The following is a 25,673-nucleotide window of genomic DNA, read 5'->3' on the forward strand; positions in this document are numbered from 1 at the left end:
CCCGCCCGTCGCGGTGTCAGCGGGTCACGGCGGCCCAGGTGCGCGTGCGCAGCGACTCGTCGATCGCGTCGAGCACGCGGGCCGCCGACACGGCCTCCTCGATGCCGATGCGGCTCGGCAGCCCGAACTCGATCATCTGCAGGAAGTGGTCGAACTGCTGCGGCACGACCCCCTCGAGCACGCCGTCGAGCTCGGGATCGAGCATGGTGTTCGGCAGCCTGTAGTCGTCGCGGGTGTCGAGCGCGATGCCCTCCGCGGTGACGTCGACCTTCACGGTGCCTTCGGTGCCGTACAGATCGAACTGCGAGGCGAGTCCGCTCGGCGTCGCTTCGGGCAGCACCCACGAGATCTCGATCGTGCCGACGGCGCCGTTCTCGAGCTCGGCGAGGATGAGGGCGACATCCACCCCCTCCTTGCCCGCTGCGGGGAGCACCTTCGCGGCGGTCGTCGCCGACACGCGCACGATCGGGCTGCCGGTGATCCACTGCACGAGGTCGATGTCGTGGATGCCCTGGTACATGTAGATCGGCGAGGCGCCGTTGTTCGCGAACCCGACGCTGCGGGGCACGATGCGCGAGGCGCGGAAGTGCACGGGCTCGCCGACGGATCCGGCCGCGACGATCTTGGCCGCCGAGCGGAAGCGCGGATCGTGACGCAGCACGTGCCCGACGAGCACCTTCGATCCGGATGCCGAGGCGGCGGCGTCGGCGATCGTGCGCGCTCCGTCGAGAGTGTCGGCGAGCGGCTTCTCGACGAGCACGTGGAGCCCGGCATCCAAGGCCTCGACCGTCACTCCGACATGCAGCCGGTCGGGAACGGCGATGATCACGCCGTCGAGGTCGACGTTCTCCCGCGCGGCGGCGAGAGTCGGGAACCACGGCGCTCCGTACTGCTCGGCGACACGGCGCCCGCTCTCCTCGAACGGGTCGACGACGGCCGCGAGTGCGGCCCTCGGGTTCTCGGCGACGATGCGGCAGTGCACCTGGCCCATGCGGCCGGCGCCGACGACGGCGATCGTGGTGGTCATGCGGATGCTCCCTTCGTGAGCGTCGGTACGGCGGCGAGGTAGCGCGTGGTGAGCGCCATCGGCTCCGTGATGGATGTTCCCACGACCACCGCGAACGCTCCGGCCTCGAAGGCCTGGCGCAGCTCGGCGGGCGACTTGATGCGCCCCTCGGCGATCACGGGGGTGGGCAGCGCCGCGAGGGCCCCGACCAGGTCGATGTCCGGGTCGCCGTCGCGGTTCTGCGGGGTGCTGGTGTACCCGGAGAGGGTCGTGCCGACGAGCTCGGCACCCAGAGCGCCCGCGTGCCGTCCGGCGTCGGCGTCGTCGATGTCGGCCATGACCGGCACGCCCAGCGCGCGGATCGCGGGGAGGAGCTCGTCGACCTCGGGCGTCCCCGGGCGCGCGCGCCGGGTCGCGTCGAAGGCGACGATGTCGGCTCCCGCGTCGATCAGCGCCTTCGCGAGGTCGACCCGGGGCGTGATCCACTGGCGCCCGTCGGTCACGACCTTCTCGAGTCCGATGATCGGCACGTCGACGCGCGCCCGCACCGCGGCGACGTGCTCGGCGCTGTTGATGCGCACGGCGGCGGCACCGGCGATCACGGCCGCCTCGGCGATGGCGGCGATGATGCCCGGGTCGCGCAGCGGCGATCCGTCGGGTGCCTGGCACGACACGATGAGGCGTCCCCGTAGCGTCTCGAGGTCGGTCATTCTTGCTCCTTCACTGCGATGAGACCGGCGAACGCCGATCGGATGTCGACGTCGTCGGCGATGATGCGCGCGCCCTGCAACGACGCGTCGGCGTCGACGACGATCCCGCCGTCGCCGAGTCCCCCGCGCGCGAGCGCGGTACGCACCTCGGCGACGAAGCCCTCGGCCCGCACCAGCCCGCCGGTGAGCCCGACCGGGCCGTCGGCCAGGCGCGCGGCCCGGATCGTGCGCGCGAGCTCGCGGGCGGCGTCGCGCAGGATGCCGGCGGCGATCGCGTCTCCGGCTCCGGCGGCGCGGATCACATCAGGGGCGAACGTCGCGACGAACGCGGGCGGTGGCGTCGATCCCATCGCCTGCAGGTAGATGTCGGACGGCGATCCGAGCCGCGCGCTGAGGTCGGACAGCATCGTCGGCTCTCCACGACCCTCGATCGCGTCGAGGGCGGCCTGGAGCCCGCGCTGTCCGATCCAGAACCCGCCGCCGAGGTCGCCGAGCAGGTAGCCGCGGGCGTCGACGCGCCGGGGCGCGGTGTCGACGCCGACGCCCAGAGCTGCGACGCCGGTGCCGCAGATCGCCACGGTGCCGGGTCGCGCACCGACGGTTCCGAGGAACGCGGTCACAGCGTCGGCCGCGACCACGACGACGCGTGCCCCGAGCATCCGCTGCACGTGCCCGGCGAGACGATGCGGGGCGTCCGAGCCGTCGACGAACCCCGAGAGCCCGATGCCGACGCGCTCGGGTCGCGCCTCGGAGCCGGCGGCCTCGACGATCCTCCGTGCGAGAGCGGTCACGTTCTCTTCGCTGGTCAGCGCGGTCACCCCGAGCGGTCGCTCGACGACCTCGCCGCCGTCGATCCGCAGACGGAACCCGGTCTGGCCGATGTCCACCGCCAGCGTGCCGGTCATGACGCCACCTCCGGGACGTCGCGCGTCGACAGCAGCGCTGCGGCGTCGTCGTCGAGATACCAGGTCACGTCTGCGTGATCCCTCAGCACGCTGGCGGGCATGCTCGCGGTGCGCGGTCCGTTCACGGCGGCCGCCACCGCGGCGGCCTTCTCGCGGCCCGAAACGAGCACGACGATCCGCCGCGCGTCGAGGATCGTGCCGATGCCCTGCGTCACGCTCTGCACCGGCACGTCGTCGGGCGTCTCGAAGAATCGAGCGTTCGCCTCACGCGTCGACGCCGCCAGGTCGACGATGCGGGTGCGGGAATCGACGGGCGAGCCCGGCTCGTTGAAGCCGATGTGCCCGTTGCGGCCCATTCCGAGGATCTGCCGGTCGATGCCGCCGTGCGCGGCGATGAGCCGGTCGTACGCTGCGGGGTCGCCTCCGTCGGGCAGATGCACCGCGCCGAGCGGGATGCCGAGGGGTCCTGCGACCTCGCGCGCGACCACCTCGCGGTAGCTCTGCGGATGCCCGTGCGGCAGGCCGAGGTACTCGTCGAGCGCGAACAAGCTCACCCCCGAGAAGTCGAGTCCGCGCCGGGCGAGTTCCCGGTAGAGCGGGCTCGGCGACGACCCGGTGGCGACGCCGAGGGTGCGCAGGCGCCCCGCCCGCAGGTCCGACTCGATCGCGTCGGCTGCCGCGACCGCGGCGGCCTCCGGACTCGGATGCGTCTCGACCGCCGTGCGCCGGGTCGCGGTCGCCGTGCTCACTTCACTCCTCCGAACGAGAGTCCACGCGCCATGTGCTTGCGGACGATGATCGCGAAGATCACGATCGGCAGCGCACCGATCACGCCCGCGGCGGTGAGCCGCGCCCAGTTCGTGCCGAAGAAGCTGAGGAAGCCGGCGATCGTCACGGGCACGGTCTGGCTGTCGCCGCTGGTGAGCACGAGCGCGTACAGGAACTCGTTCCACGACTGGATGAGCGCGAGCACGAACGTGGCGAACGCGGCGCCCCACACGTTCGGGAGCACGCACTGGAACAGAGTGCGCCACTCGCCGAGGCCGTCGAGCATCGCGGCCTCGCGGATCTCGCGCGGGAAGCCCACGAGGAACGAGCGGAAGATCAGCACCGCGAGCAGGATCGCGTAGAACGTGTGCACGATGGTCAGGCCGACCGGATTGCCCGTGAGCCCGATGCCGAAGAACGCGCGATAGAAGGGTGTGAGCGTGAGCACCGGCGGCACCGTCGTGAGCAGCAGGATCGCGAGCGTGACCCGCGCCGACCATGCCGACTCCGGCGGCCATACCTGGGTCGTGAGGTAGGCGAGCGGCAGGCCGACCACGATGCCGACGACGCTGCTGATGACCGCGACGAGGCTGCTGACGATCATCGCCTGCCCCATGCCGCCGTCGACCCAGGCGCTGACGTAGCTGCCGAACTGGGGCACGAAGAACCAGACCGGCTCTCGGCTGAAGGCGTCGACGTCGCTCTTGAGCGAGGTGCTCACCAGCCAGACGACGGGGAGGATGCACCACAGGACGAAGACGTAGACCGCGGCGACGCGGAGGGTGTGCATGATGCTGCGACGGGTTCTCATCGACGGGCCTTCCAGATGCGCAGCCCCATGAGGCGCGTGGCGGTGGGGAACAGGACGACGAGCACGACGAGCGACACGAGCGCGCCGACGGTGGTGGCGTAGCCGATGTCAAAGGTCTCGAAGCCGAGGCGGTAGACGTAGTTGCTGATCGCCAGGGTGGACGTGCCGGGGCCGCCCTTGGTCATGGTGTTCACGATCGCGAACGTCTTCACGGCGTCGATCACGCGCAGGAGCACGACGATCGACAGCACGGGGGCGAGCATCGGGAGCGTGACGTTCCAGAGCAGCCGGAAGCCGCCGGCGCCGTCGAGCTGCGCAGCCTCGAACGGGGAGGGATCGAGCGATTCGAGCCCCGCGAGCACGATGATGACCACGAACGGGGTGTTCTGCCACACCTCGACGAGGATGACGGCACCGAGCGCGGTCGCGGGGTCGGCGAGGAACGCGTGCCCGCCGATGCCGACGGTGTCGAGGAACCAGTTGATGAATCCCGAGGTGGGGTCCATGAGCAGTCGCCACATCAGACCGGCGACGACCGGGGTCAGCACCATCGGGATGAGGATGAGCGCACGGAGCACGCCCTTGCCCGGAATGCGGCCCTGCAATGCCAATGCGATCGAGACGCCGAGCACGAGCTCGATCGCGACTCCTGCGACGACGTAGATGAGCGTGACCCGGATGGATCCGAGCAGCGTGGGGTCGGCGAGAGCACGGGTGACGTTGTCCCATCCGACGAAGATGTCCTCGCTGCCGGGGCGCAGCAGGTTCTCGGCGTGTGTGACGAGGTTCGCGCCCTGCATGACGATGATCACCAGCAGGGGCACGATGATGATCACGGCGGGGAGGGCGAGGCTGGCCTTGGCCAGGCTCGGCCGGAGCGGCTTCCGGCGGGCGGTGCGCCGGAACGGAGGGTCCGTGACGGCGCGCTCCGCATCGGGGCGCGGTGGCGTCAGCAGGTCTGTCATGGTGGTGTTCCTCCGTTCCGGCGCTCGAGCGCTCAGCCGAGCTGCGCCTCGAGTGCGTCCTGCGCGGCCTTGAGAGCATCCTTCGCGTCGGCCTCACCGGCCAGGGTGCGCGAGAGCGCCTGTCCGACCTCGGTGATGATGGCGTTCGCGTCGGTGCCGGCGGGCAGGTAGTCGACGTTGCCGGTGGCGAGCTGCGCGAGCAGCGCATCCTTGAACGCACCGTACTTCTCGCCGTACTCCGGGCTCTCCAGCACGGAGTCGAGCGTGACGCCGACCGCCTCGGTCGTCGCGACCGCGTGGGCCTGCACCTCCTGGCTCGTCGCCCAGGCCATGAACTGGTAGGCGGCGTCCTTCTTCTGCGAGAACGAGCTGAGGTACAGGGCGTGCACGTTCAACGAGTTGTCGGTGTTGCCGCTGGTCGGAGCGTCGGAGATCGCGTACGGGATGGGGGCGTAGCCGACCTTGCCCGCGATGACGCTCGCCTCGGCATCCTCGTTGAAGGGTCCGTTGGCGGTCGCGTCGATGGTCATCGCGGCGGTGCCCTGCGTGAAGGCGATGCGGTTCTGCTCCCAGTCGAAGTTCCCGACGCCGGAGGGGCCGTAGTTCGTCAGCAGATCGGCCCAGAACTGCGTGGCCTCGACGGCCTCGGGCGAGTCGACGGCGAGCGTGTCGCCGTCGTAGAAGTCGCCGCCGAACGCACGCAGGAATCCGGCCCACGGGTAGACGCTCTGGATGCCGGGCGCTCCGCGCAGGGTGATCCCGGCGACGTCGCCGCCCGAGCCCTCGCTGATGGTCTTCGCCGCGGCCTCGAGCTCGTCCATCGTGGTGGGCGGACCGTCGATGCCGTACTGCTCGAAGAGGTCGGTGCGGTACATGAGCCAGGTGCTCTCGCCGTAGACCGGGAGGCCGAACGTCGCGTCGTCGGTCTGCATGGGCGCGAGGTACGGCTGGTAGAAGTCGTCGAACGCGACGACGTCCTCCGCGTCGGCCTCGTAGTCGGAGAGGTCGTCGATGTACCCCGACTCGAAGTAGCCGGTGCCGTAGGTGTTGTCGGTGAAGACGACGTCGTAGTCACTGGACTTCTGGCTGAAGTTCAGCAGGATCTTGGCGGCCTGGTCGCTGTACGGCACGGTCTCGATGTTGACCTTGATGCCGGTCTGCTCCTCGAACTCGGGCAGCATCTCCTTCCAGTTGCTCGTGTACGAGATGTCCTCGGCGAGGACGTTGATGGTCACGCCCTCGCCGTCGCCGCCGCCGGCGGAGCCGGACGGAGCGCAGGCGGTCATGCTTGCGGCCGCGGTCGCGAGACCGACGATGCCTACGCCGAGACGGACGGCGAGCCGTGGTGCACGCGAGCGGGTGGCTGAGACAGCGCTCATGGAGTCCTCCATTGGAAAGTGGTGCATTCGGGATGGTTCTTGATTACCATAGGGTAAGTAGAGCACCCTAGGGTTACAAGGAAGTTACACCGTGTTTCCGGCGAGTGCAACACCCCGCCGGACGGCCCGGAGGGCGGATGCGTGATAGTTATGAACCTGACGACTCACGCGAGAGGGAGGACCGTGGTCGCGAAGTACGAGCTCGTCATGAAAGAGCTCTCAGCGGAGATCGCGAGCATGCGCGCGGGCGATCAGCTGCCCACGGAGCAGCAGCTCGCGGCGCGCTTCGAGGTGTCCTCCATGACCGTGCGCCGGGCCCTCGAAGCCCTCACGAACGCGAAGCGCATCGTCGGCATCCGCGGCAAGGGCACCTTCGTCGCCGAGCCCTCGCTCACCAAGCGCATGACCCTCGCCTCGTTCACCGACTCGATGCGCGCCGCGGGGCGCACCGCGCGCGCAGAGGTGCTGGCCGCCGGCGTGGCCCCGGCGTCGCCCGAGATCGCCGCGGACTTCGGCCTCGAGGAGGCGGCGCAGGTCTACACGGTCGAACGACTGCGGTTCGGCGACGACACCCCGCTGAGCATCGACCGCTCACTGCTGCCCGCACAGATCTTCCCCAACCTGCTCGGCAGCGATCTGACCGGATCGCTGTACGAGATCCTGCGCCGCCGGTACGACGTGCAGCTGACCAGGGCGTCGTCCCGGGTCTCGGCGACCCTGCCCACCGCGCGCGAGGCCGAACTGCTCGGGATCACGACGGCACAGCCCTGTCTGCTCGTCACCGCGCGCGGCAGTCTCGCCGACGGTCGCGTCGCCGAGATCACCCGCGCGATCTACCGCGGCGACCTGTACGAGCTGCTCATCGAGCCCGAAGACGGCTGATCGCGTCCGGCGCACCGCGCGGTCTCGCCCGCCCCATCCGGAATACTGGTTCCATCCGGATTCCGATCGGTTCCGAACAGTCATCGAGGGTCGTTCAGCGCGCCTTCGGACGACACCGCTCTCACGACCGACAGGAGCCGCGATGATCGAGACATCCACGCCGCCGCTGGCCGCACTCGACGGCTACCGCAACATCACCGATCTGCTGGTCGCGCGTGTGGCCGCCGCTCCCGATCACGTGGCATTCGAGGTCGACGACGCGGCGCAGCCCGGAACCTGGCGCCCGGTCACGACCCGTCAGTTCGCCGATGCGGTGAGCGCGCTCGCGAAGGGCTTCATCGCCCGCGGCGTGCAGCCCGGCGATCCGATCGCGATCATGGCGCCGACGCGCTACGAGTGGGCGGTCGCCGACCTCGCCTCCTGGTACGCCGGCGCGGTCGTCGTGCCGATCTACGACTCCTCGTCGCCGTCGCAGGTCGACGCGATCGTCGCGGATGCCGGCGTGCGCCTCGCGATCGGCGGCACGGCCGCGCACGCCGATCTGCTGCGTGCGGCGTTCGACCGGGCCCCCGGCGACGCCCTCGGCGCCTGGACGATGGATGCCGCGGAATCCGGTTCGCTCGCCGACCTGGTCGCGAGCGGCGCCGACGTCTCGGATGACGAGCTCCAGGCGCGCAGGACGACGGCGACGCAGGACGACGCCGCCACGATCGTCTACACCTCCGGCACGACCGGCGCCCCCAAGGGCGTCGTGCTCACGCACCGGAACTTCCTCGGGCAGGTGCTCAACATCGCCGCGGCGTACCACGAGATCGTGCGCGAGAACGGCAACACGGTCATCTTCCTGCCGCTCGCCCATGTGCTCGCCCGCGGACTGCAGCTCATCTGCCTCGCGAGCGGCATGCGCATCGCCCACCTGTCCGACCCGTCGACGGTCGTCGCGACGCTCGACACCCTGCGTCCGACGTTCCTCGTGGTCGTGCCCCGGGTGCTGCAGAAGATCCAGGCCGCGGCCGGCGACAAGGCCGCCGACAAGGGTTTGTCGGCGGTGTGGGCGAAGGCCGTGTCGACCGCGATCTCGTGGGGTCGCCGTGCCGAGGCCATCGATCGCGGCGAGCGCGTCGGGGCAGAACTCGCGCTCACCCTGCGCCGCCGCCTCTTCGACGCCGTGTTCTTCCGTCGTCTGCGCACCGTGATGGGCGGGCGCGTCGAGTACATCCTCTCCGGCGGCGCGGCACTCGATGCCGACGTCTCGCTGTTCTTCCGGGGCATCGGCGTCCCGGTGATCGAGGGCTACGGGCTCACCGAGACCACGGCCCCGCTCACCGGCAACCTGCCCGGTCGCATCACCTCCGGCACCGTAGGCCCGCCGCTGCCGGGTCTCACGGTGCGCATCGCCGACGACGGCGAGGTGCTCGCCCGCGGCGTCGGGGTCTTCCGCGGCTACCGCGATCCGGAACACGACGGCGAAGCCTTCGTCGACGGGTTCTTCCGCACCGGCGACCTCGGCCGGCTCGACGACCGCGGCAACCTCGTGCTCGAGGGACGTGTGAAGGACGTCATCGTGACGTCGAACGGCAAGACGGTCGTCCCGACCCGGTGGGAGAGCACGGTCGAGTCCGATCCGCTCGTGTCGCACGCCGTGATGGTGGGCGAGGGCAAGCCGTACCTGTCGGCGCTCCTCGTGCTCGATCCGGAGCAGGCCGCGGCGGCCGCACCGACCGGAGGCGACATCCGCGTCGTCGACGACCCCGCGCTGCGAGAGCGCCTGCAGCGGGCGGTCGACGCGGCGAACGCGCTCGTCGCCCGCAGCGAGCAGGTGCGTCGGTTCACCGTCGTCCTCGCCGACCTCGACGACCGCGAACTGGTCACGCCGACCATGAAGCTCAAGCGCAGCGTGGTCCTCGACCGTGCCGTCGCCACCGTCGAAGCCCTCTACGTCTGAGAATCGAGAACAGCACCATGACCTCCCCCGCTCCCACGAAGCCCCGGTCGTCGCGCACCTCGCTCATCGCGATCGCGATCGCCCTCGTCATCGGCGCCCTCGTGGCACTCGCCGGCAGTCAGGGGGGCGAGAAGATCGGCGGTATCCCGATGTTCGCGATCGCGGTCGCCGCGGCCTTCGCGATCCAGGTCGTCGTGTACATCCCGTCGGCGATCGCGCGCACGGAGCGGTTCTTCGACCTCACCGGCAGCGTGACGTTCATCGTGATCTCGGTGGGTCTGCTGCTGCTCGCGCCTCTTCCCGACGCGCGCAGCTGGGTTCTCGCGGCAATGGTCATCCTGTGGGCGGTCCGGCTCGGATCCTTCCTGGCCGTGCGCGTGCACAAGGCGGGCTCCGACGGCCGCTTCGACGAGATCAAGACGTCGCCGCTGCGCTTCCTGCAGACCTGGGTGATCCAGGGGGCATGGGTCTCGCTGACGGCTGCGGCCGCGTGGATCGCGATCGGCGCGGATGCCGGAGCCCGGGCGACGTTCGGCTGGCTGAGCGTCGTGGGCGTGGTCGTCTGGGCCGTCGGCATGATCGTCGAGGTCGTCGCGGACGTGCAGAAGTCGCGCTTCCGGGCGGACCCCGCGAACCGTGACGAGTTCATCCGCACCGGCCTGTGGTCGCGCTCGCGCCATCCCAACTACTTCGGCGAGATCGTGATCTGGGTCGGGGTGTTCCTCACCGCGGCGCCCGCGCTCAGCGGATGGCAGTGGGTCGCGGTCATCTCCCCGCTGTTCGTGATCCTGCTGCTCACGCGGGTCAGCGGCATCCCGCTGCTCGAGGCGCGCGCCGAGAAGAAGTGGGGCGACCGCGCCGACTACATCGCCTACCGCGACAGCACGCCCGTGCTGATCCCGCGGCTCACGGTCCACCGCGCGGGCTGACGCGCGCAGCGCCCGGCGGCGCAGACGGGCTCAGCCGTCGAGGCGCGGCTCGTCGTGCGGGAGGAACCGCGTGATCGCCTCGAGATAGGCGGCGTGATCGAAGTCGGCGAGCAGAGCGCTCTGCACGAGGAACCCTTGCCCCAGCCCGATCGCCACGGGAAGCAGCGTCTGCGCCCAGTCCCGGGCGGCCTCGGGGTCGAGGCCTTCGCGTTCCTCCGCCCAGGCGGCGAAGTGGGTCGCGTAGACGTCGCGCAGGTCGGCGAACACCTCCCACAGGATCTCCCGCATCCCCGGCTCGGTCATCGCCTGTCCCCACACCTGCGCGACCTGTCGTACTTCCCCGACGCCGACACCCTGTTCCCGTGGCTCGTGCTCGGCACGTGGGCCCTCGCCGGCGCGCTGCTCGCTCTCGTCGGCCACTTCCGCCAGGGCATCACGGTCACGATGGTGCAGGACGACGTACCGGCGCCCCCCGCCACGCGACGCGAGCGACGCCTCGCGCTGAGCTGACCGCTAGCACTCCCCGGGGCCGGACACAACCACCCGGCGCTTCGGCGCTCGGCGTGAGATGGTCGGGTCATGGATGCTCCCGCCACCCCCTCGTCGCTCGGAGAGGATGCTGCGCGGGACGCGTCGGACGACGAGATGCGGGATGTCGCCGCAGGGAGCTCCCCGGCCATGGCACGCCTGTACGACCTCACCTCGGCCCGCGTCTTCGGGCTCATCCTCGGCGTGGTCTCCGACCGCGTCCACGCCGAGGAGCTGCTGCAGGACACCTATGTGGAGGTCTGGCAGCGCGCGCGTGACGTCGCCGGAGAGCGCGGGGGCGCCTCCGACCTGATCTGCGCGATCGCGCTGCGCCGAGCAACCGCCTACAACCGCACGGCAGGCCCGACCGCCGATCTCGACCTGTCGGCCTGAGGCCGGGTCGCCCCGAACGCCCCGGCATCCGCTCCGGTCAGCCGGCGATCACGTCGTTCACGCTCCGCAGCACCGGGTGCGTGCCGAGGGCCGAGGGGTCGAGCGGCGCAGCCGACTCCACGGTCAGCACGGTCGTGCGCCCGGGGATGACGTCGACGTCGCTGTCGTCGACCCACGCGGCGGGGTCGATGCGGTCGGGGAACAGGCACACACCCCGCACGAACACGTCGGCGGTCAGCTCGACCGTCTGACGGCCGTCGACCCAGGGGCCGATCACGACACCGAGGTCGGTCGCGGCGAGCGCGAGATCCTTGTCCTCCGCGAACACGTGCGAGCTCGGACGTGCACCCGAGACCTCGACGCTCACGAACTCCGCCCGCGCGTCGCCGGGCTGGGCGACGTCGGCCGTGAGCGCCACCGACACGCGGTCGAGCGCCGGCACCTCGACCGACAGGCTCTGCACGGCGCGCTCGTCGCCTCCGAACCCGAGACGCCGCAGCGCACCGGCGGCCTGCCAGGACTCGCGCGAGTCGTTCACGAGCACGAGGGCGAGGCCGCCGTCATCCGTCGGCTGCACGGTCGCGATGCGCTCGGCGTTCGCGCGGCGCAGACCGTGCCACAGCGGCTTGCGCCGCCCGTCGCCGTCGACCGCGGCCCACGAGGTCACGGGCCAGCAGTCGTTGATCTGCCACACGATCGTGCCCATGCAGTGCCCCCGCTGCGACCGGTACCACTCGGTGCCGAACACGATCGCCCGCGACTGGTTGAGCTGCGTGAGGTAGTGCCAGTCCTCCATCGACCGCGCCTCCGGCAGGTGCGGCGCCATGCCCCGCAGCAGCTTGCCGTTGCCGTCCTCCGCCTTCTGGTGCAGCAGCATCCCGGGAGAGTCCGGCGTGAGGGGGACGTCGTGGATCGCCCGGGTCAGGGTCGACCACGTGGGCGGCCCCTGGAAGCCGAACTCCGACACGAAGCGCGGCCGGTAGTCGCCGTACACGGTGTAGTCGACGCGGTTCCAGACGTCCCAGATGTGCATGTTGCCGCGAGACGGCTCGTTCGCGTGGACCTCCATCGACCCCGAGAACGGGCTGCCGGCCCAGTACGGGGTCGTGGGGTCGAGCTCGGCGACGACCTCGGGCAGCACCTCGGTGTAGTAGCCCAGGCCCCAGGTGCGGTCGCCGAGCTCGCTCTGCCAGTTCCAGTCGAACCAGCCCCAGATGTTCTCGTTGCAGCCGTTCCACAGCACGAGGCTCGCGTGGCTCGACAGGCGCAGCACGTTGTCGCGCGCCTCCGCGATCACCTCGGAGCGGATCGGCTCCTCCTCGGGGTAGGCGGCGCATGCGAACAGGAAGTCCTGCCACGTGAGCACCCCGAGCTCGTCGCAGATGTCGTAGAACTCGTCGCGCTCGTAGATGCCGCCGCCCCACACGCGCAGCAGGTTGAGGTTCGCGCCGATCGACTGCTCGATGCGGTCGCGGTAGCGCTCGGGCGTGATGCGCGAGGGGAAGCAGTCGTCGGGGATCCAGTTCGCGCCGCGGATGAACAGCGGGACGCCGTTGATCACGAACGTGAACGCCGAGCCCTCGGCATCCTCCCTCGTGTCGAGCTCGACCGTGCGGAATCCGATCCGGCGGGTCCATGCGTCGCGGACGTCGGCGCCGTCGCGCACCTCGACGGTCAGATCGTGCAGGGGCTGCTCCCCCATGCCGTGCGGCCACCAGACGGCGACGTCCGGCACGCGGACCTCGGCCTCGATGAGACCGGCGCCCGTCGCGGGCACCTCGACCCGCTGTCCCGCGACCTCGACCGCGAGCACGCGGTCGGCGACATCCGCGCCGACCGTCTCGAGCAGCACCGTGACGCGGGCCACCCCTGTCGTTCCGTCGAGGGTGACGGCGGTGCGCACCTCGGCGAGGCGGGCACCCGACCAGGACTCGAGGCGCGCCTCCTTCCAGATCCCGGCCGTGACGAGCTGGGGACCCCAGTCCCAGCCGAAGTTCGCGGCCATCTTGCGGATGAAACCGAACGGCGTGGGATACGCGTTGGGGAGGTCGCCGAGCTCGGCGATGACGCCCTCGGCGTAGTCCCACGCCGAGTCGAAGCGCACCTCGAGCTCGTTCGCACCCGGCTGCAGCAGCGCCGTGACGTCGAAGCGGTACGTGCGGTGCTGATTGAAGGTGCGACCGATCTCGACGCCGTTCAGTGTGACGACAGCGACCGTGTCGAGGCCGTCGAACACGAGGTCGGTGCGCTCCTCGGCGCTGCCCTGCCACTCGATCGTGGTGCGGTACACCCACGTCGTGCGGCCGATCCACTCGTCCTTCAGCTCGTTGAGGTCGAGGTAGGGGTCGTCGATGAGCCCGGCGGCGAGCAGGTCGGTGTGCACGGTTCCGGGCACGGTCGCGGGGATCTCGGCCGGCAGCGCGGCCGCGGGCGTGCCAGGTGCGGCGTCGACCGCACTGAGGGTCCAGCCGGTGGCGAGAGGGAGGGAGATCGTCATCGGTCCTGCTTCCTGCGTGGTGGGGGATCCCTCCCATGCTGTCAGATGCGCAGGCGATCTGACTACGCTGTCATGCTGGCGAGCAGGGCCAGTCTCTCGGCATCCGCGCTGCCCGGCTGCACGTGGTAGATGACGAGGACCATGCCGTCGGTGCCGCTGATCGCGAGCTTCTCCCGGTCGACGCGCAGCTCCCCGACCTGGGGATGCCGGAGCGTCATCTCCGCGCCCTGCGGCGGACGGATCTCGTGCCGCGCCCACAGCCGACGGAACTCCGGGCTCACGAGCGACAGCTCGCCGACGAGCTCGACGTATCGCGGGTCGTCGGTGTCGGTGCCGACCGACTGACGGAACCCCGCGACGATCGCGGCGGCCGCGGCCTCGCCCCAGAACGGGAACAGATCGCGTTCGGCCGGGTCGAGGAAGAAGTCGCGCAGGCGGTTGCCGCCCACCGTCAGGCGCGGCGAGACCATGTGGGCGAGGTCGTTCGCCGCCACCACGTCGAGGTACCGGTTCTCGACGAACGCCGGAAACGGCACCCGCTCGACGAAGCGCGCGGCGTGGGCCGGCACCGGCTCGACCCGCCGCCGACGCGGAGCGCGCCGGGCCCGCGGCGCGGCGAGATCGAGCAGATAGGCCGTCGTGTCGGCATCCAGCTGCAGCACCCGGGCGATCGACTCCAGTACCTGCGTCGAAGGGTTGCGGTCGCGGCCCTGCTCCAGCCGCAGGTAGTAGTCGGCGCTGATGCCGGCGAGCATCGCGACCTCCTCCCGGCGCAGCCCCGCGACCCGCCGCACCCCGAGCACGGGGATGCCGACCGCATCGGGCGTGACCAGCTCGCGGCGCGCGCGGAGGAACGCCCCGAGCTCGTTCGCGTCATCCGTCATCCCGTCAGGCTATCCCGCGCATCCCCGTCGATCCTGGTCCTGTCACCCCCAGGATCGAGGGGGCTCTGGGCGGCGTCGATCAGCGGGCGGACACTGGGGACATGAACGATTCCTCCGCTCCCGTCCTCGTCACCGGCGGCTCCGGCTTCATCGCCGGACACGTGATCTCCGCTCTCCTCGCGCACGGTCGCCGCGTGCGCACCACTGCCCGCTCGCTCGATGCGGATGCCGTCATCCGCGCGCAGCTCGCCCGCATCGGCACCGCCGACCCCGGAGGCCGACTCGAGGTCGTCGTCGCCGATCTCACTGCCGACGACGGCTGGTCGCAGGCCCTGTCGGGTGTCGAGGAGGTGCTGCACGTGGCCTCCCCCGTCGTCATCGGCGCGGTCGACGACGAGGATGCCGTGATCCGTCCGGCCCGCGAGGGCACGCTGCGCGTGCTCCGGGCCGCCGCGGACGCCGGTGTGCGCCGTGTCGTGCTCACCTCGGCCTTCCATGCGGTGAGCTGGGGCTGGACCGACACCGAGCACACCTTCACGGACGACGACTGGTCGAAGCTCGACGGGCCGGGGGTCGACGCCTACACGAAGGCGAAGACGCTCGCCGAACGCGATGCGTGGGAGTTCGCCGCCGCGCATCCCGAGATGGAGCTCGTGGCTCTGAACCCCGTCGCCGTGCTCGGCCCTGTGGTCTCCGATCGCCTCTCCGGCGGCAACGCCATGGTCGCGCATCTGTTGGCCGGCCGCATGAACCCCCTGCCGGATCTGTGGCTGCCGATCGTCGACGTGCGCGACGTCGCGGAGGCGCACGTCCTCGCCCTGAGTGCGCCGGGCGCCGCAGGACGGCGGCTGTTGCTGGCGGGCTCCGGCGGCATGCACCTCGCCGAGGTCGCCGCGCTGCTGGGCCGTGAGCTCGACCGACCGGACCTCGCCGACGCAGCTGGCGGACACGGCACGGTCAAGCGGATCGACGGGTCCTCCGCACGCGAGATCCTCGGATGGATGCCGCGGCCCACCGCCGAGACCGTGCTCGACACGGCCCGCAGCCTGCTCTGACGGCGGGGATGCGCGATTACGCGTCCATCGTCGCGAGCGCCGCACGCACCGCGATCGTGCGCGTGAGGTGCACGGGCAGGCCGGTGGCCGAGAGCACCACCGCGGCCATCGCCGACGAGTACCCGAAGCAGTCGAGCACGATCGAGGTCGCGCCCCTGTCGGCGAGTTCGCGCGCGGCGGCGGCGATCTCACGGTCGGTGGCCGTGTACGGATCGGCGGCGGAGACGGGCACACGCCCGCCGACGCGGGCCTCCCAGCGACCGCGCGACTCCTCGACCTGCTCGGGCACGGGGTTCATGACGCCAAAGCCGGTGACGCTCTCGACGATGGCCTGCTGCGCAAGCGGCTCGGCGGCGTACACCGGGATCGAGGTCTCGAAGGGCTCGAAGTGACCGGTGCACATGAGCAGCGCGGCCTCGGCGCCGTCGGCGGCGGCGCGCTCCACGGCGGCGGCGATGAACGGCAGCACCCGGGCGTGCACCATCGACACCCGCGAACCGTCGCGCATCCGCGACACGAGCGGCACCTCGTCGCCGACCGGGGCGATCGCGGCGAGGTCGTCGGCCGTGGCGTCGTCGAGGGCGCCGTACTCGGCGTAGCGGCGCCCTTCGAGGACCGGAAGCAGATCGGGCAGCACGTCGACGCGCGGCGACTGGCCGATCGTCACGAGCGCGAGCAGGCCGGTCATGCCGACGCCTCCGCCGCCGCGAGACCCTCGGCGATGACCTCGCGCCGGTGCTCGCGCGTCCACGCCGACCGGGGGTCCGACGGCGGCACGGCCGCGAGCAGCGCCCGGGTGTACGGATGCTGAGGGTCGCGCAGCACGTCGGCGACGGCGCCGCGCTCGACGATGCGCCCGAGGTGCATGACCTGCACGTCGTCGGCGATCTCGGCGACCACCGATAGGTCGTGCGTGATGAAGAGGTAGGTGAGACCGAGCGTGTCCTGCAGCTCGCGCATGAGCTCGAGCACCTGTGCCTGCACCGACACGTCGAGCGCCGACACGGGCTCGTCGGCGACGACCAGCTTCGGACGCAGCAGGAGTGCGCGCGCGATGCCGATGCGCTGACGCTGCCCACCCGAGAACTCGTGCGGGAAGCGGCCGGCGTGATCGGCCTGCAGACCCACGAGCTCGAGCGACTCGACCACGCGGTCACGACGTTCGGAAGCGGAGAGCGACGTGTGCCGGCGCAGCGGTTCGTCGAGCGAGTCGCCGACCTTCCAGCGCGGGTCGAGCGAGGCGTACGTGTCCTGGAAGATGATCTGCGCGTCGCTGCGCCAGCGCCGCAGCTCCTCGGGGTTCATGCCGAGCACGTCGCGCCCGTCGAACCGCACCGATCCCGAGGTCGGGTCGATCAGCCGCAGCACGGCGCGCCCCGTCGTGGACTTGCCCGAGCCGGACTCGCCGACGATCGCGAGCGTGCGCCCCGCGTCGACCGAGAAGCTCACGCCGTCGATCGCCGCGATCGTCTCGGCCTTGCGTCCGCGTCCGCGCGTGTAGTGCTTCACCAAGTCGGTTACCTCGAGCAGCGGCTGCGCGGCGGGAGCCGTCTCGACGCGCTCGCGCACGGGCTCGGTGATCGCGGGCGGGCGGAAGCTCAGCAGGCGCTTGGTGTAGTCGGCCTGCGGGTTCTCGAACAGCTCGGTGACCTCGGCCGTCTCGACCAGCGATCCCTGGTGCATGACCGCGACCCGCTGGCAGCTCTGCGCCACGACGCCGAGGTCGTGAGTGATGAGGAGGATCGCCGTGCCGTGCTCCTCCTGCAGACCGACCATGAGATCGAGGATCTGCGCCTGCGTCGTCACGTCGAGCGCCGTGGTGGGCTCGTCGGCGATGAGCAGCGAGGGCTCGCACGCCATCGCCATCGCGATCATGACGCGCTGACGCATGCCGCCCGAGAGCTGGAACGGATAGTCGGTCATGATCCGGTCGGCGCGACGAATGCCGACCATGTCGAGCAGCTCGACGCCGCGGCGCCAGGCGGCCTTGCGGCTCATCCCCTTGTGACGCCGCAGCGGCTCGGTGAGCTGGTCGCCGATCGTGAACACCGGGTTGAGCGCGGTGAGCGGCTCCTGGAAGATCGTGCCGACCCGTCCCCCGCGCACCTGCCGGAGGCGGCGCTCGCTCGCCGCGGCGAGATCCTCCCCCTCCAGCAGGATGCGTCCGGAGATCCTGGCCGACGGGGTGGGGAGCATCCGCAGGATCGACATCGCGGTCATGCTCTTGCCGCTGCCCGACTCGCCCACGAGGCCGAGCATCTCGCCCGGGCGGATCTCCAGGGAGACGTCGTCGACGGGCACGACGAGCCCTCGCGACGTGGGGATCTCGACGCGGAGACCTTCGATGCGCAGCAGCTCGGTCATGGGGTTCTCCTCGGGACGGGTCGGGCGGCGTGGTACGGGTCAGACCGCGGCGACGGCGGGGGCGCCGAGCGTCTGGAAGCGCTGGTTGTCGCCGTACAGGGCGATCATGTGCGCGAACTCCGGCTCGTCGTGGAACGCGACCTGGCCGGTGCCGAAGCCCTTCGCGACCTCGACCGCGAAACGCGCGGCGAGCGCGATGTCGACCTCGTGGCTCGCACCCGTGGCGCAGCCGGCGACGGCGGTGACGGTGGTCAGTGCGACGCCGACGACCGGGGCGGAGGTGGCGACCGCGGGCTGCAGGATCGAGTTCACGTGGTGCAGGTCGTTGCCGTAGGGCGTGATGTCCTGCTGCGCGAGGGGAAGGATCTTCGCGGGCTCACCCGACACGGTCTCGAGCACCGCGACGAGGTCGGGGGCGGGGCGCAGGATGTACCCCTCCTTGACGGTCGGCGAGATCGCGACGCCGCGGTGGTTGAGGATGCGGTTGCCCTTGGTCGTGTCGATCGAGACGATCGCATCCATGTCGGCCGTGACCTCGTTGGCGTTCATGGTCGCGATGTCGACGGCCGACGACATGAACGGCACGGGGTCGTGCGGCTCGGTCGGGGCGTCGGGGTCGACGTGCGTGCACACGACGACGTCGCCCGCGACGCGGTCGCCGCGCGAGGCCATCTGCAGCAGCTTGGCGGCGGCGGCGAGCGCGGCGGCCGCACCGTCGGCGTCGCTGACGAGACCGATGAGCTCGGGGCGCGCGCCGACGCCGCCGAGGCGGCCGATGATGCCGAGCGTGGGGGCGTCGCCGCCCGTGCTGCGGCCCGCGGTGCCGGGGATCACGACGCGCACGAAGTCGGTCGCGCCGCGCTCGGCGGAGACGGTCTCCACCTCGATCGTGGCATCGGCCGGGGCGAAGGTGCGCAGGTGCTCGGCGAGCGAGGCACCGGAGGCCGACGGGGAGTCGAGCAGGTCGACGACGGGGAGGACGTGGTTGAGCATGGGGGTTCTTTCCGGTGAGGTGGGGAGTCAGGCAGCGGAGTGCAGGCCGAGATAGCGGAGGGCGGTGGCGGCGTACACCTTGGCGGCGAGCACGACGTCGGCCGCCGGCGCCTTCTCGTCGAAGCCGTGGATGGTGGCGAGCTCGGCGGGGCCGTACTGCAGCACCGGGATGCCGTGGCTGCGGAACGTGCGCGCGTCGGACGACGCCCACTGCAGCACGCCCTTCGCCTCGGGGTCGCTGATGTCGCGCAGGGCGCCGATCAGGGTCTCGACGATGGGGTCGGTGGGCAGCGTCCAGTTCGGTTCGCTGCGGAAGCCGAGCGGTTCGAGGGTCGCCTCGATGCCCTCCTCGGCGAGGATCTCGAGGATGCGGTCGTTGACCGCCTCGCGGCTCAGGCCGATCGGCACCCGGGTGTCGACCTCGACGATCGCGCGGTCGGCGACGACGTTGGTCGAGGTGCCGCCGGAGATCTTCCCGATGTTGATCGTGACGTGCTCGAACACGTCGCCGATGCCGGGGCCGTAGCCCTCGCGCTCCTCGGCGTAGGCCTTGGATTCGGCGATCAGTTCGCGCACGTCCTCCGGAGCATCCGGCACCATGTCCCACAGCTTCTGCAGCGCGACGATCGCCTTCGCGGCGAGCAGGTTCGCGCTCACGCCGTGCAGGGGCTGCAGGCTGCCGTGGCCCGGCTTGCCGTCGATCGTCATCCGGAACCAGTTGCTGCCCTTCTGACCGATCGTGGGGTGCGAGCGCTCGGCGGGCTCGGCGATCACGCCGGCCGTCACGCCGTCGAGGTAGCCCTGTTCGAGCACCCAGTCGGCACCGCCGCGGTCGCCGGTCTCCTCGTCGCACACGCCCAGGAACGTCAGCGAGCCCGCCGCGGGCACGCCGAGCTCGGCCATGAGTCCGTAGACGAAGAGCGCACCGGCGAGGCCGGCCTTCATGTCGCTCGCGCCGCGTCCGCGCAGGTAGCCGTCGACGACGTCGCCCGCGAACGGCGGGAAGCTCCAGCGGGAGGTGTCGCCGACCGGCACGACGTCGTAGTGTCCGGTGAGCACGAGGTGACGGTCGCCGTCGGCGGTGTCGCCGCTGCGCGAGAGCACGTTGAGGCGACCTGTGGAGGCGTCGCCGATCACCTGGGCGTCGAGTCCTCGCTCACGCAGCCAGGCCGCCGTGAAGTCGGCGATCTCGGTGCAGTCGCCCGCGGGGTTCTCGCTGGGGATGCGGATCATCGCCCCCGCGAGCTCGAGCAGCTCGTCCGATCGCCGGTCGATCTCCTCGAGGAGGCGCTGCTCCCACGCTGCCGTGTCCATCGTGTCCTTCTTCTCTCGTGTCGTGGTTCTCGGATGCCGAGACGGATGGTGCCCCGGCCGGGGCTCGGGTGCCCCGGCCGGGAGGAGGGGGTCAGCCCTGGACGCTCAGCTGAGCGAACCGGATGATGCCGTCGGGGTACGAGGTGTAGCCCTCGGTGCCCTCGTGCAGGCCGACCACGATGTTGTACTCGTACAGGTACGCCCACGGCGCATCCGCCGTGATGAGCTCCTGGATCTCCTTGTAGTACTCGCCCCGGACATCCGCGTCGGTCTCGGCCGCCGCCTTCTGCCACAGCTCGTCCACCTGGGGGTTCGAGTAGTTCATGTAGTTGCTGGAGGTGTCGGTCGTCATCAGGAGACCCAGGTGGTACTGCGGGTCGTTGACGAACGACGTCCAGCGGGAGATGTACGCCTGCACCTGCTTGGTGTCGAGCGCCTCGAGGAACTGCGCGCGGGCCATGTTCTTGATGTTCATGGTGACGCCGATCTTGGCGAGCTCGGCCTGGATCAGCACGGCGTCGTCGGACCAGTCCTGGAAGCCGCCGCCGAGCGTGAAGTCGAACGTGAACCCGTCGGGGTAGCCGGCCTCGGCCAGCAGCTCCTGGGCCTTGTCGAGGTCGTGCTCGTAGCCGTAGGTGCTGTCGTCGAATCCGGGCATCGAGCTCGGCACGGCCGAGGTCATCGGGCTCGCCTGTCCCTGCATGACGTCGTCGATGAGCTGCTCGTAGGGGATCGCGTAGCTGATCGCCTCGCGCACCTTCTGGTTGTCGAACGGCGCGACCGCGTTGTTCATCGCGAAGAACAGCACCTTGTTGCTGGCACGCGAGTCGATCACGACGCCGTCGGTGTCTTCGAGGGAGGCCACGTCCTTGGCGGGCAGCTCGGTCGCGACGTCGATCTCGCCGCGGCTGAGCAGCTGCACGCGGTTGGAGGCCTCGGTGATGAAGCGCACGGTCACGTCGGCGACCGCGGGCTCCTCGCCCCAGTAGTCGTCGTTGCGCGAGAGCACGGCCTGGGTCGAGGGATCCCACGACTCGATGACGTACGGGCCGGAGCCGGCGGTGTTCGTGGCGAGCCACTCGGCGCCGCCGTTCTCCGCGACGAGCGTCGTGTCGACGATCGAGAAGGAGTACATCGGCAGGATCTGCAGGAACAGGTGGTTCGGACCGGTGAGGGTGATCTTCACCGTGTGCTCGTCGATCGCCTCGTAGGTGTCGATGCCGGCCATGCCGTACAGGAAGCTGGCGCTCGCCGAGGCCTTGATGAGGTCGAGGCTGCCGACCACGTCGGCCGAGGTCAGCGGGTTGCCGCTCTGGAATGTCACGTCGTCGCGCAGCGTGAACGTGTACTCGGTGGCGTCGTCGTTCACGTCCCATTCGCTGGCGAGCATCGGGACGATCTCGTCGGTCTTGGCGGTGGGCTTGCCGTCGACCTCCTCGGTCGCGTACGTGACGAGCTGGTCGTAGGCAGCCACGACGAACGTGTCGCTCGTGACGTCGTTGGCCTCGGCCGGGTTGAGGGTCGTGCCGCCTTCCGAGAAGGCGACGGTCAGGGATGCCGAGGTGTCGGCGTCTCCGGACTGGCTGTTGGCGTTGGCGCTGCAGCCGGCGAGGAGGATCGCCGTCACGGCGAGGGCGGGGAGTGCGAGCTTCCGCATGTCGTGCTCCTTGGGGTGGGGGGTCATTGGGTCGTGCGCAGACGTGGGTCGAGCACGTCTCGGAGCGCATCGCCGAAGAGGTTGAAGCCGAGGATCGAGGTGGCGATCGCGAGACCGGGGAACAGGGTGAGCCACCATTCGCCGCTGATGATGTAGCCACGTCCGTCGCTGATCATCACGCCCCATTCGGGTGTGGGCGGCTGCGCGCCGAGGCCGATGAAGCTCAGCGACGCGGCGGTGAGGATGGCGTATCCCATTCCGAGTGCCATGCGCACGACGATCGGTGCGAGCGCGTTGGGCACGATGTGACGCAGCAGGATGGTGTCGTTCCGCAGCCCGAGGGCGCGGCCTGCTTCGACGAACTCGCGCTGGGTGAGAGCGAGCGTCTGGCCGTACGTGATGCGGGCGAACTCGGGGATCCCGACGATGCCGACCGCGATCATCGCGCCGCCGACGCCGGGCCCGAGGGAGGCGGCGATGGCGAACGCGAGGACGAGTGAGGGGAAGGCGAGCATGACGTCCATGACGCGCATGATGAAGCCTCCGGTGACGCCGCCGACGTAGCCGGCGATGCCGCCGAGCGGTACGCCGATGACGACGGAGAGGGCCACGGCGATGAGCCCGGTCCACAGCGAGATGCGGGCGCCTTCGAACACGCGTGTGAGCACGTCGCGGCCGAAGTTGTCGGTGCCGAAGAGGTGGGCGAGGCTCGGGGCCTCGAGCAGCGATCCCGCGCCGGTCTGCGCGGCGCCGTAGGGGCTGAGGATGCCGATGAGCAGCCCGCCGATCGTCCAGAAGAGGATGATGCCGAGGCCGACCATGCCGAGGCGGTTGCGCAGCAGCAGGCGGAGGATGCCGGTGCCGTCGCCGCCGAGGCGCACGCGGGTACGGGTCTGGATCTGGTCACTTCGTTGCATAGCGGACCCTCGGATCGATCGCGGCGTTGGCAAGGTCGACGAGCAGGTTGATCACGAGGTAGATCGCGGCGGCGAGCACCGTGAACGCCTGCACGGGCGCGTAGTCGGTGGCGAGGATCGACTGCGTGACGTAGGAGCCGACGCCCGGCCAGCTGAAGATGGTCTCGGTGAGCACGGCGCCGCCGAGCAGCTGCCCGAACTCGAGGCCGATCACCGTGACGACCGCGGGCGAGGCGTTGCGGAACGCGTGCTTGCCGACCACAACGAGGGGCGAGAGGCCCTTCGACGTCGCGGTGCGCACGTAGTCCTGGCCGAGCACCTCGAGCGTCGCCGACCGCGTCATCCGCGAGATCATCGCGAGGCCGCCGGTGGCGAGCACCATGGCCGGCCAGATGATGTGCGCGAGCGACGAGCCGAGCGCCACCACATCGCCGGAGAGGATGCTGTCGAGCACGTACATCCCGGTGACGGTGGTCGGCGGGTGAATGCCGTCGCCGATGCGTCCGGTCGGGGCCGGCGCGATCCCGAGCTGGAAGTAGAACACGAAGATCACGAGCAGGCCGAGCCAGAACAGCGGCATCGAGGCGCCGGCCAGGGTGATGACCCGGGTGATCTGGTCGATGACCTTGCCACGGCGCACGGCGCTGGCGATGCCGAGCGGCACGCCGATCACGATCGCGATGCCGAGCGCGAAGAGCGCGAGCTCGATCGTGGCGGGCAGCCGGGTCAGCAGGTCTTCGGCGACGGGGTGGCCGGTGTGCCAGGCGAAGCCGAGGTCGCCGCGGAGCAGGCCGGTGACGTAGTCGACGAACTGCGCGGGTAGCGGCTGGTCGAGTCCCATCTGCTCGCGGATGCGCTCGACCGTGCTGGCGTCCGCCTGCTCACCCGCGAGCGTGCGGGCGGGGTCGCCCGGCAGCACGCGGGTGATCAGGAAGACGATCACCAGCACACCGAGCAGCGCGGGGATCATCGCCAGGATGCGACGGAGGACGTAGCGCATGGTCTCCTCGGGAGGGGGTTCGGGGGATCCGGTTCGGGGGCCGGATGTCGTCGAGTCTCTGCGTCGGGTGGCGAAGAGTGCAAGGACATTTCACTATGTGCAAGTTACGATCAGATTTCGACACCGACTGCTAGGGTTGCGGCACACTTCCCCGGGAGAGAGCGTTGACGACACCATCCACCAGCGGGTCCCCTCTGCAGACCGTCGACCGTGCGCTGCAGATCCTCCTGTCGTACAGCGACACGCGCACCGAGTGGGGCGTGACAGAGCTCGCCGAAGTGTTCGAGCTCAACATCTCCACGAGCCAGCGGCTGCTCGCTGCCCTCGCGAGCCGCGGCTTCCTCACCGCCGATCCGTACACACGGCGCTACAGCCTGGGCCCAGCGCTCTGGCACATGGCGGCGCTGTGGGAGCGCGGCGGCGGTCTCGCCCGCCTCGCCGAGCAGGTGCTCACCGAGCTCGCGGCCGAGACCGGCCGCACCGCGACCTTCACCGTCCCGGACGGCTTCTACGTGCGATGCATCGCCGCGGTCGACGGCCTCAGCGGCCCCGTCCGCTCGCATCCGCTCGTGGGCGACCTGTACCCCGCTCATGCCGGCGCCACGTCTCGCGCCTACTTCGCGTTCCTCGACCCGCTCGTGCGGCGGAACATGCTCGCGGGGCGCCCCTTCGCCCGGTACACCGAGATCACCGAGGTCGACGAGGATGCGCTCGAGGTCATGCTGCGCGAGACCTACCAGGCCGGCTGGGCGTACTCCGAGGGCGAGTACGACGCCACGACCAGGGCGATCGCGGTGCCGGTGCGCATCGGCGCCAAGCCGATCGGCTCGCTGACCCTCGTCGAGCCCAAGATCTACGACTACGACGACGACCTGCAGTCCCACCTGCCTGCGCTGCAGTCGGCCGCCGAACAGTTCGCCTCCCTGCTGTCGAGCAACCAGGCCCGCGCCCACCGCGACTGGCGGCGCGGCCGCTCCCGCCCGCTCGGCGCACCCGCCCGCTCGCCGCTCGACGCCTGACGTCCCGAAAGGACCCCGTGCAGCTCCTGCTCCTGTCGAACTCGACCAACCACGGCGAGCGCTACCTCGCGCACGCGATCGACGCCGTGCTCGCGCACCTCGACGGCCGTGCCCTGACGTTCGTGCCCTACGCGCTCGCCGACCACGACGCGTACACCGCGACCGTGCGCACGGCCCTGGCCCCGCACGGCATCACCGTGCGGGGACTCCACGAGCACGTCGATCCGCTCGCGGCCATCGCCGAGGCTGAGGCCGTCTTCGTCGGCGGCGGCAACACGTTCCGCCTGCTGTCGACCCTGCAGCGCCTCGGCGCGCTCGACGCGCTGCGCGCCCGGGTCCACGAGGGGATGCCGTACATGGGCGCCAGCGCCGGCACGAACATCGCCGGCCTCAGCATCCGCACGACCAACGACATGCCGATCGTCGAGCCCGCGTCGTTCGCGGCGCTCGGCCTCGTGCCCTTCCAGATCAACCCGCACTACCTCGACGCCGATCCGGCCAGCACCCACAACGGCGAGACGCGCGAACAGCGCCTGACCGAGTTCCTCGAGGAGAACGACGTCGCCGTGCTCGGCCTCCGCGAGGGCACCTGGCTGCGGATCGCAGGCGACCGCGCCGAGGTCGGCGGCACCGCGGTCTCGCCGTCGGCCCCCGGTCCGGCGATCGTGTTCGCGCGCGGCGCGAGCCCCCGCGAGGTCTCCGGCGACGTGAGCCCGCTGATGCAGGGCGCTCCCCGATTCGACGTCGGCTGA

At 70.7% G+C, this 25,673-nt stretch carries 25 protein-coding genes; 8 read left to right on the forward strand and 17 right to left on the reverse strand.

What is annotated here, in order from left to right; all coding sequences use genetic code 11:
- Positions 1-16: 16 nt before the first annotated feature.
- The 7 genes from ACIPYT_RS03390 to ACIPYT_RS03420 are packed head-to-tail and all read right to left on the reverse strand — an operon-like array spanning position 17 to position 6,544.
- Complete coding sequence (locus ACIPYT_RS03390) at positions 17-1,027, reverse strand: Gfo/Idh/MocA family protein (RefSeq protein ID WP_401070650.1); 1,011 nt, start codon at positions 1,025-1,027, stop codon at positions 17-19.
- Positions 1,024-1,716 carry an N-acetylmannosamine-6-phosphate 2-epimerase gene (locus ACIPYT_RS03395; RefSeq protein WP_401070652.1) on the reverse strand — a complete coding sequence of 231 codons (693 nt, stop codon included), beginning with the start codon at positions 1,714-1,716 and terminating at the stop codon, positions 1,024-1,026. The genes ACIPYT_RS03390 and ACIPYT_RS03395 overlap by 4 nt, the downstream gene beginning before the upstream one ends.
- Entirely contained in the window at positions 1,713-2,621 is a 909-nt protein-coding gene (locus ACIPYT_RS03400) for a BadF/BadG/BcrA/BcrD ATPase family protein (RefSeq protein ID WP_401070653.1), read from the reverse strand. The genes ACIPYT_RS03395 and ACIPYT_RS03400 overlap by 4 nt, the downstream gene beginning before the upstream one ends.
- Positions 2,618-3,370, reverse strand: coding sequence for a glucosamine-6-phosphate deaminase (locus tag ACIPYT_RS03405; protein WP_401070655.1), 753 nt, complete (start codon positions 3,368-3,370; stop codon positions 2,618-2,620). The genes ACIPYT_RS03400 and ACIPYT_RS03405 overlap by 4 nt, the downstream gene beginning before the upstream one ends.
- A complete protein-coding gene (locus ACIPYT_RS03410; protein WP_401070657.1) occupies positions 3,367-4,200 on the reverse strand; it encodes a carbohydrate ABC transporter permease in 834 nt (277 codons plus the stop codon). Before ACIPYT_RS03410 ends, ACIPYT_RS03405 begins: the two co-directional genes overlap by 4 nt.
- Positions 4,197-5,165 carry a carbohydrate ABC transporter permease gene (locus tag ACIPYT_RS03415; protein WP_401070658.1) on the reverse strand — a complete coding sequence of 323 codons (969 nt, stop codon included), beginning with the start codon at positions 5,163-5,165 and terminating at the stop codon, positions 4,197-4,199. Before ACIPYT_RS03415 ends, ACIPYT_RS03410 begins: the two co-directional genes overlap by 4 nt.
- Positions 5,166-5,197: 32 nt before the next feature.
- Positions 5,198-6,544: an ABC transporter substrate-binding protein gene (locus ACIPYT_RS03420; protein ID WP_401070660.1), complete on the reverse strand. Its 1,347-nt coding sequence runs from the start codon at positions 6,542-6,544 to the stop codon at positions 5,198-5,200.
- Positions 6,545-6,727: 183 nt separating this feature from the next.
- Here ACIPYT_RS03420 and ACIPYT_RS03425 point away from each other — a divergent pair, with 183 nt between their 5' ends.
- The 3 genes from ACIPYT_RS03425 to ACIPYT_RS03435 all read left to right on the forward strand — a co-directional run bounded on the left by ACIPYT_RS03425 (position 6,728) and on the right by ACIPYT_RS03435 (position 10,300).
- The gene (locus ACIPYT_RS03425) at positions 6,728-7,426 is read left to right on the forward strand and encodes a GntR family transcriptional regulator (RefSeq protein WP_401070662.1); all 699 of its coding nucleotides are present in this window, start codon (positions 6,728-6,730) and stop codon (positions 7,424-7,426) included.
- A 142-nt stretch (positions 7,427-7,568) separates the two neighbouring features.
- The gene (locus ACIPYT_RS03430; protein WP_401070664.1) at positions 7,569-9,371 is read left to right on the forward strand and encodes an AMP-dependent synthetase/ligase; all 1,803 of its coding nucleotides are present in this window, start codon (positions 7,569-7,571) and stop codon (positions 9,369-9,371) included.
- 17 nt (positions 9,372-9,388) lie between these two features.
- Positions 9,389-10,300 (forward strand): DUF1295 domain-containing protein, encoded by a 912-nt coding sequence (locus ACIPYT_RS03435; RefSeq protein WP_401070665.1) that lies wholly within the window; start codon positions 9,389-9,391, stop codon positions 10,298-10,300.
- 30 nt (positions 10,301-10,330) lie between these two features.
- On the opposite strand, the gene ACIPYT_RS03440 is transcribed toward ACIPYT_RS03435, so the two are convergent.
- Entirely contained in the window at positions 10,331-10,720 is a 390-nt protein-coding gene (locus ACIPYT_RS03440; RefSeq protein WP_401070667.1) for a TetR family transcriptional regulator C-terminal domain-containing protein, read from the reverse strand.
- On the opposite strand from ACIPYT_RS03440, the gene ACIPYT_RS03445 reads away from it, so the two are divergent.
- Together ACIPYT_RS03445 and ACIPYT_RS03450 are read left to right on the forward strand one after the other, a co-directional pair.
- Complete coding sequence (locus ACIPYT_RS03445; RefSeq protein WP_401074862.1) at positions 10,670-10,810, forward strand: hypothetical protein; 141 nt, start codon at positions 10,670-10,672, stop codon at positions 10,808-10,810. The genes ACIPYT_RS03440 and ACIPYT_RS03445 overlap by 51 nt on opposite strands.
- A gap of 69 nt (positions 10,811-10,879) precedes the next feature.
- Complete coding sequence (locus ACIPYT_RS03450) at positions 10,880-11,221, forward strand: hypothetical protein (RefSeq protein WP_401070669.1); 342 nt, start codon at positions 10,880-10,882, stop codon at positions 11,219-11,221.
- Positions 11,222-11,258: 37 nt separating this feature from the next.
- Here the strand turns inward: ACIPYT_RS03450 and ACIPYT_RS03455 are convergent, their stop codons facing one another.
- Positions 11,259-13,718, reverse strand: coding sequence for a glycosyl hydrolase 2 galactose-binding domain-containing protein (locus tag ACIPYT_RS03455; protein ID WP_401070671.1), 2,460 nt, complete (start codon positions 13,716-13,718; stop codon positions 11,259-11,261).
- A 62-nt stretch (positions 13,719-13,780) separates the two neighbouring features.
- Positions 13,781-14,602, reverse strand: a complete 822-nt coding sequence (locus tag ACIPYT_RS03460) for a helix-turn-helix domain-containing protein (protein ID WP_401070673.1) — start codon at positions 14,600-14,602, stop codon at positions 13,781-13,783.
- Positions 14,603-14,703: 101 nt separating this feature from the next.
- Between ACIPYT_RS03460 and ACIPYT_RS03465 the strand changes: the two genes are divergently transcribed.
- Positions 14,704-15,657 (forward strand): NAD-dependent epimerase/dehydratase family protein, encoded by a 954-nt coding sequence (locus ACIPYT_RS03465; RefSeq protein WP_401070675.1) that lies wholly within the window; start codon positions 14,704-14,706, stop codon positions 15,655-15,657.
- 16 nt (positions 15,658-15,673) lie between these two features.
- Here ACIPYT_RS03465 and ACIPYT_RS03470 read toward each other — a convergent pair whose 3' ends face one another.
- The 7 genes from ACIPYT_RS03470 to ACIPYT_RS03500 form a co-directional block, all read right to left on the reverse strand.
- On the reverse strand, positions 15,674-16,345 hold the full coding sequence (locus tag ACIPYT_RS03470) for an AroM family protein (RefSeq protein WP_401070677.1): 672 nt from the start codon (positions 16,343-16,345) through the stop codon (positions 15,674-15,676).
- Positions 16,342-18,021, reverse strand: coding sequence for an ABC transporter ATP-binding protein (locus tag ACIPYT_RS03475; RefSeq protein ID WP_401070679.1), 1,680 nt, complete (start codon positions 18,019-18,021; stop codon positions 16,342-16,344). Before ACIPYT_RS03475 ends, ACIPYT_RS03470 begins: the two co-directional genes overlap by 4 nt.
- A 39-nt stretch (positions 18,022-18,060) precedes the next feature.
- On the reverse strand, positions 18,061-19,014 hold the full coding sequence (locus ACIPYT_RS03480; protein WP_401070681.1) for a DUF1177 domain-containing protein: 954 nt from the start codon (positions 19,012-19,014) through the stop codon (positions 18,061-18,063).
- 27 nt (positions 19,015-19,041) lie between these two features.
- Positions 19,042-20,328, reverse strand: coding sequence for a M20 family metallopeptidase (locus ACIPYT_RS03485; protein ID WP_401070683.1), 1,287 nt, complete (start codon positions 20,326-20,328; stop codon positions 19,042-19,044).
- A 91-nt stretch (positions 20,329-20,419) separates the two neighbouring features.
- Positions 20,420-21,985: an ABC transporter substrate-binding protein gene (locus ACIPYT_RS03490; protein WP_401070685.1), complete on the reverse strand. Its 1,566-nt coding sequence runs from the start codon at positions 21,983-21,985 to the stop codon at positions 20,420-20,422.
- Between the two features lie 23 nt (positions 21,986-22,008).
- Entirely contained in the window at positions 22,009-22,902 is an 894-nt protein-coding gene (locus ACIPYT_RS03495) for an ABC transporter permease (RefSeq protein ID WP_401070687.1), read from the reverse strand.
- A complete protein-coding gene (locus ACIPYT_RS03500) occupies positions 22,889-23,902 on the reverse strand; it encodes an ABC transporter permease (protein ID WP_401070689.1) in 1,014 nt (337 codons plus the stop codon). Before ACIPYT_RS03500 ends, ACIPYT_RS03495 begins: the two co-directional genes overlap by 14 nt.
- A gap of 164 nt (positions 23,903-24,066) precedes the next feature.
- Between ACIPYT_RS03500 and ACIPYT_RS03505 the strand changes: the two genes are divergently transcribed.
- Together ACIPYT_RS03505 and pepE are read left to right on the forward strand one after the other, a co-directional pair.
- Positions 24,067-24,921: an IclR family transcriptional regulator gene (locus ACIPYT_RS03505; protein ID WP_401070691.1), complete on the forward strand. Its 855-nt coding sequence runs from the start codon at positions 24,067-24,069 to the stop codon at positions 24,919-24,921.
- Between the two features lie 17 nt (positions 24,922-24,938).
- Positions 24,939-25,673: a dipeptidase PepE gene (gene pepE, locus ACIPYT_RS03510; RefSeq protein ID WP_401070693.1), complete on the forward strand. Its 735-nt coding sequence runs from the start codon at positions 24,939-24,941 to the stop codon at positions 25,671-25,673.

The organism is Microbacterium sp. NPDC089695 (genome assembly GCF_044749085.1).
Lineage (GTDB): Bacteria > Actinomycetota > Actinomycetes > Actinomycetales > Microbacteriaceae > Microbacterium.